A 6,000-nucleotide genomic window follows, 5' to 3' on the forward strand; every position below is an offset into this window, starting at 1 on the left:
CCGTGAAAACGGGGATCCAGAACTTTGCAGAAAAAACCTTTCGGGTGAGTCCTGGATCCCCGCTTTCGCGGGGATGACGGCCGAACAGATGGCTGTTTTATTTTCCCGAAAGAGCCCACCCGACCGGCGCAACCTGAACGCTCACACCGCCGCTTCGCTGCGGTTCTTGCCGGTGCGCTTGGCGTGGTACATGGCCTTGTCGGCGCTTTTCAGGAGCGTGTCGCCGTCGGAGCCGTCGCGGGGGTAGAGGGCGATGCCGACGCTGGTGGAGATCCGCTCGTCCAGGCCGGGCAGGGGGGTGCTGACCGTCTCGACGATCTTTCGCGCCACGGTCGCCGCGGCTTCGGCCGTGATGCCGCCCTCCAGCAGCACGGCGAACTCGTCACCGCCCATGCGGGCCGTGGTGTCGCTGTCGCGCAGCGCCTCGGTCAGGCGCCTGGCGACGGTCACCAGGATTTCGTCGCCGGTGTGGTGGCCGTGCGTGTCGTTGATCGTCTTGAAACCGTCGAGGTCGAGGTAGAGCAGCGCCAACGGCTGCCCGTCGCGCCGCGCGCGGGCGATGGCGTGGGTCAGCCGGTCCTCGAAGCGGATGCGGTTGCACAGGCCGGTCAGCATGTCGTGGCTGGCCAGGTGGCGCAGCCGGTCCTCCAGCGCATGCTGTTCGGTGATGTTGCGGCCGATCCCTTCGACACCGACGGGCGTGCCCGACTCATCATGGCGGATCAGTGCGTTGACCGACACCCAAAGCGGCGAGCCGTCCTTCCGGCGCATCGCGATCCGGTGCTGCTGGACCCGCCCGCCGTTGGCGCGCAACGCCTCCAGGAAACGCGCCCGCCCGCCGGGATCGAGGTAGTAGTCGGCGAGGTTGGTGCCGATCACCTCCTCCAGCTCATAGCCGAACTCGCGGGCGAAATGCGGCGACACCATGGTGATGGTACCCTTCATGTCCACGCGGTAGAAGGCGTCGGGAAGATTGTCGAGGATCGAGCGGAGGTCGCTTTCCGACCGCTGGACCCGCGCCATGGCCTCGCGCAGCGCCGATTCCTTGGCGGTGTAGAGCGCGAAGGCCCGCCGCAGGAACAGCCACAGGACGAGCGAGGTCACCAGAACGAAGCCCATGCCCTTGGCGCTCTGCGCGAACGTGCTGTCCGCCTCCAGGAAGCGGTCGACGGCCAGATCCGAGCCCAGCACCCAAAGCGATGCGGACGCGGCGTAGACGCCGACGATGGTCAGGGCAGGGCTTTTCATGGGGTTCGCGTGCGCTCCGATCGAGCGAGGAGACTACGCCTTTCGGAGGATGGCGTCCACGCAGGAGTTGCATGGACGCCACCAGGAGCGGGAGGTGCCGCCTACTTCCGCTTGTTCGCGTTGGCGCGGGCGAAGGCTTCGGCGAAGGCGCTGTTGACCGGCTCCGGCGCTTTCGCGGGCTTCGCCGGACCCTTCCCCTGGCCGGAGCCCTGGCCCTGGCGCAGACCGCCGCCGGCGTTCCCCGGCCGGCCCTGCGGCCCGCGTCCACCGCCCGCCCGGTCGCCGCCCCGATCCCCGCCGCCCCGCTCGCCGCGCGGCGCGCCCTCGGCCTGGCGGGCCGCCGGCTCGCTCAGACGCATGGTGAGGGCGATGCGCTTGCGGGGGATGTCCACCTCAAGCACCTTCACCTTCACGATGTCGCCCGCCTTCACCACCGTGTGCGGGTCCTTCACGAAGCCGTTGGCGAGCTGGGAGATGTGGACCATCCCGTCCTGGTGCACGCCGATGTCCACGAAGGCGCCGAAGGCCGTGATGTTGGTGGCGACACCCTCCAGCACCATGCCCGGCTGAAGGTCCTTCAGCTCGTTGACGCCCTCCTTGAACTCGGCCGTCTTGAATTCCGGACGCGGGTCGCGGCCGGGCTTCTCCAGCTCCTTCAGGATGTCCTCGACGGTCGGCACGCCGAAGCGCTCGTCTGTGAACTCCTCCGGGTTCAGCGAGCGCAGGAATCGCGCGTCGCCGATGAGGCTGCCGAGGTCGCGCCCCGTCTTCTTCAGGATGCGCTCCACCACCGGATAGGCTTCCGGATGGACGGACGACGCGTCGAGCGGCGTATCCCCGCCCTGGATGCGCAGGAAGCCCGCCGCCTGCTCGAAGGTCTTCGGCCCCAGCCGCGGCACCTCGCGCAGCTGCTTGCGCGAGCGGAAGGCGCCGTGGCTGTCGCGGAACTCCACGATGTTGCGGGCGATGGTCTCGTTCAGCCCCGACACGCGGGTCAGCAGCGGGATCGACGCCGTGTTCAGGTCCACGCCGACGCCGTTCACGCAGTCCTCGACCACCGCGTCGAGCGAGCGGGCGAGCTTCTGGCCGGACACATCGTGCTGGTACTGGCCGACGCCGATGGACTTCGGCTCGATCTTCACCAGCTCGGCCAGCGGGTCCTGAAGGCGCCGGGCGATGGACACGGCACCGCGCAGCGACACGTCGAGCTGCGGGAACTCGTGCGCCGCCACCTCCGATGCCGAATAGACCGAAGCACCCGCCTCCGACACCACCAGCTTGGTCAGATGCAGCTCGGCGTGGCGCTTCATCAGGTCCGACGCCAGCTTGTCGGTCTCGCGGCTCGCCGTTCCGTTGCCGATGGCGATCAGCTCGGCCTTGTGGCGGGCCGCCAGCGCCGCCAGCGCGGCGATGGAGCCGTCCCAGTCGTTGCGCGGCTGGTGCGGGTAGATGGTGGTGGTCTCGACCAGCTTGCCGGTCGCGTCCACCACCGCGACCTTCACGCCGGTGCGGATGCCGGGGTCGAGCCCGATGGTCACGCGCGGGCCGGCCGGGGCGGCCAGCAGCAGGTCGTGCAGGTTGCGGGCGAACACGCGGATCGCCTCGTCCTCGGCGCGCTCGCGCAGGTCGCCCATAAGGTCGGTCTCGACATGCGGGCCGATCTTCAGCTTCCAGGTCCAGCGCACCACGTCGCCCAGCCACTTGTCGGCCGGGCGGCCCAGGTCGCGGATGCCCGTGTGGGCGGCGATGCCGCGCTCGGCCGGATGGGGCTGCCCCTCCTCGACCGGCAGGTCGAGCCGGACGTCCAGCACGCCCTGCGCCCGTCCGCGCAGCAGCGCCAGCACGCGGTGCGAGGGCAGCTTCGACCAGGGCTCCTGGAAATCGAAATAGTCGGAGAACTTGGCGCCCTCCGCGCGCTTCTCCTCGATCACCTTGGACGTCACCACGCCCTTGTCCGCCATGGTGGCGCGCAGGCGGCCGACCAGCTCGGCGTCCTCGCCGAACCGCTCCACCAGTATGTGGCGGGCGCCGTCCAAAGCGGCCTTGGCGTCGGCAATCCCCTTGTCGGCGCTGACGAAGGCCGCGGCCTCCGCATCGGGCGCCTTGGCCGGATCGGCGAGCAGCGCGTCGGCCAGAGGCTCCAGCCCGGCTTCCCGCGCGATCTGCGCCTTGGTGCGGCGCTTGGTCTTGTAGGGGAGATAGAGGTCCTCCAGCCGCGTCTTGGTGTCGGCGGAGCGGATCCGGGCGGCCAGTTCCGGTGTCAGCTTCCCCTGCTCCTCGATGGAGGAAAGGATGCTGGCGCGCCGGTCCTCCAGCTCGCGCAGGTAGCCAAGCCGCTCCTCCAGCGTGCGGAGCTGCGTGTCGTCGAGCCCGCCCGTGGCCTCCTTGCGGTAGCGGGCGATGAAGGGGACCGTGGACCCCTCGTCGAGGAGCCTGATGGCGGCCTCCACCTGGGACTCGCGGGCCGACAGCTCGGTTGCGATGCGCTGGCTGATGGGCTGCATGAAGGACCGTCGCGTGGTGAGAACAAAGGGGGGCTCTATACCCCGAAGCCTCCCGCGGAGGCCAGTGGCGATCTGGTGACGGTGATCTGGTCATGGGGCCGTTCAGGGCACCCTTCACCAGATTGCCGCTCACGGCTCGGCCAGCGCCGGGTCCTCCGCCCGCTCCAGCCGGAAGGCGCTGGGCGATGCGCCGAAATGGCGCTTGAAGGCGCGGGAGAAGGCTTCCTCCGCCTCGTAGCCGACGCGGGCGGCCACCTCGCTCACCGGCAGCTCCGTCGCGGTCAGCTGCCGTGCCGCCAGTTGCAGGCGAAGCTGTGTCAAGAGGGCCAGCGGGGCGATGTTCCCCTGCTTGCGGAAGGCCCGCACCAGCCCGGCGCGCGAGGCGTTGCTGGCGCTGGCCAGCCCGTCCAGCGTCCAGCCGCGTGCCGGGTCTTCCAGCATCAGCAGCAGCGCCCTGGCCGTGGTACGGTTGCCCAGCAGCGCCAGCACCCCGCCGACCTCCCGCTCCTGCTCCACATGGGCGCGGACGAGCATCGTGAAGAGCGCGCTCGCCAAGTCGGCGGCGATGGCGCCGGCGCCGGGGCGTGCCTCCTCCAGCTCCGCCCGCATCGTCTCGACCAGCCGTTCCAGCCTGGCCAGCGCGGGGTCCTGCGCGGTGCCGAGATGGAGTGTGTCGGGCAGGGCGCCGAGCAGCGCGTTGTCGCGCCATTGCTCGAAGCGCAGCCGCCCGCAGATCAGTTCGCAGTCCGGCTCCCTATCAGAGAGGCCACCCGCGTTGCCGCGTACCGTCACGGCGCCGTTGTGGCTCTGCCCGAAGGTGAAGGATCCGGCGCGCCGCGCGTCCGTGCCCTCGCCCCGCAGGACGTGGCGGTGGCCGTGCGGCAGGACCAGAATGTCGCCGGCCTCCAGAAGCAGGGACCGCTCGAGACCGGGAAGATCCACCATGCAGCGCCCGCGCGTGACGATGTGGAAGGGTGCCTCGCCCTCCGGTTCCGGCTCGTGCGGGACCGCCCAGTCCTCGGCGAAGCGGCAGAGCAGGTCCAGCCGCGGGTGGACGCGCATGAGCTGCGCGAGCCGCGTCAGGGCGTCATCCATGTCCCGTCCTCAAACGCTGTGTCCGGACCTTGCCCGCGTCGGTTTGATCCGCGCGGTCATGCGATCGATCCGCCCGGTCATTCAGCCGGACCCGGCCCCGTGGCACCTTCTTCTCACCACGCGGCACGGACGATCCGGGCCGGTGAAACAAGGAGTGAAGACCATGATGCAGGATTGGAACCTCTACCGCCAGCAGGTGCTGGCCGGCGTCGGCGACATCGCGAAGCTGAGCCCGGACACCATCCGGGGCTATCAGGCCATGAGCACCGCCGGCCAGAAGACCGCCAATTTCGACGCCAAGACCCGCGAGCTGATCGCGCTCGCCGTCGCCGTGACCGTCCGTTGCGATGGCTGTATCGCCGTCCACACCGACGCGGCGATCAAGCAGGGCGCCAGCCGCGAGGAGATCGCCGAGGCACTGGGCGTCGCCATCTCCGTCAACGCCGGCGCCGCCCTCGTCTATTCCACCCGCGTGATGGACGCCCACGCGGCGGCCCTGAATGGCTGACCCCCGTTTGCTTGAGCGCTCCCTGGAACTCCGGCCGGTCCCACGGGACCGGCCGATCCCACGACAAAGTGGCAGCCCAACACGAAAAAGGATAGGAACCGGAAAAGCGTTCCATCTTTACCTGACGTTAACCATGTCGGCGATAGAACCGTTTCTGCAACATGGTTGCGTTCCTCCCGAACAGACTTGAAGCGGCTCGCTGCATTTGTGGCTGAGCCGCTTTTTTTTTGGCTTGGCTTGGCATGTGGGGGAAAAAAACTTCGCGGTCGGTGCGAAAATTTGCGTTGCTGTTAACCAGGTGTTTATAACTTAGGCCATATATCCTTCTTCAGCAACTTGGTTGCGTTTCCTCCCAAATAAACTCGGCGGCCCCCGCTCATGCGGTGGGCCGCTTTTTTTTGCCCGAGGTCCTGTTCGGTTGTGGCGCGTGTCTGCGCTTCGCGTACCGTTGCGGCCGTCAGCCGGAGGTCGGCCAGTGCCGTCACGAGGGCGCGGGTGAGCAGGGGGAGCGCTGCAAGGGTACGCCGAGAGTCGTGAGATCCTCCATCAATCGGGTTTCAGAGCCTGTTTGATTAGGCTTCTGGCTTGTAATCTCGGCCATAGGCGCGGAGTGCTCGATCGAAAGCAGCGATTTCTACGGCATCT

Annotated in this window: 4 protein-coding genes; 1 reads left to right on the top strand and 3 read right to left on the bottom strand. The window is 68.5% G+C overall.

All coding sequences use genetic code 11. The features are described 5' to 3' along the window. Nucleotides 1-141: 141 nt before the first annotated feature. The 3 genes from JUB11_RS08730 to JUB11_RS08740 form a co-directional block, all read right to left on the bottom strand. On the bottom strand, nt 142-1,248 hold the full coding sequence (locus JUB11_RS08730) for a sensor domain-containing diguanylate cyclase (RefSeq protein ID WP_207458126.1): 1,107 nt from the start codon (nt 1,246-1,248) through the stop codon (nt 142-144). Between the two features lie 101 nt (nt 1,249-1,349). Beyond that, nucleotides 1,350-3,752 (bottom strand): Tex family protein, encoded by a 2,403-nt coding sequence (locus tag JUB11_RS08735; RefSeq protein ID WP_207458127.1) that lies wholly within the window; start codon nt 3,750-3,752, stop codon nt 1,350-1,352. Nucleotides 3,753-3,881: 129 nt separating this feature from the next. Continuing rightward, entirely contained in the window at nt 3,882-4,847 is a 966-nt protein-coding gene (locus tag JUB11_RS08740; RefSeq protein WP_207458128.1) for an AraC family transcriptional regulator, read from the bottom strand. A 166-nt stretch (nt 4,848-5,013) separates the two neighbouring features. Between JUB11_RS08740 and JUB11_RS08745 the strand changes: the two genes are divergently transcribed. Continuing rightward, on the top strand, nt 5,014-5,355 hold the full coding sequence (locus JUB11_RS08745) for a carboxymuconolactone decarboxylase family protein (RefSeq protein WP_207458142.1): 342 nt from the start codon (nt 5,014-5,016) through the stop codon (nt 5,353-5,355). Nucleotides 5,356-6,000 lie beyond the last annotated feature (645 nt).

The sequence above is a fragment of the Azospirillum sp. SYSU D00513 genome (assembly GCF_017356015.1).
Lineage (GTDB): Bacteria > Pseudomonadota > Alphaproteobacteria > Azospirillales > Azospirillaceae > Azospirillum.

Excerpts from the sequence above, each read along its gene's own strand:
- JUB11_RS08730 (WP_207458126.1), bottom strand. The coding sequence starts at position 1,248 with ATGAAAAGCCCTGCCCTGACCATCGTCGGCGTCTACGCCGCGTCCGCA.
- JUB11_RS08735 (WP_207458127.1), bottom strand. The coding sequence starts at position 3,752 with ATGCAGCCCATCAGCCAGCGCATCGCAACCGAGCTGTCGGCCCGCGAG.
- JUB11_RS08740 (WP_207458128.1), bottom strand. The coding sequence starts at position 4,847 with ATGGATGACGCCCTGACGCGGCTCGCGCAGCTCATGCGCGTCCACCCG.
- JUB11_RS08745 (WP_207458142.1), top strand. The coding sequence starts at position 5,014 with ATGCAGGATTGGAACCTCTACCGCCAGCAGGTGCTGGCCGGCGTCGGC.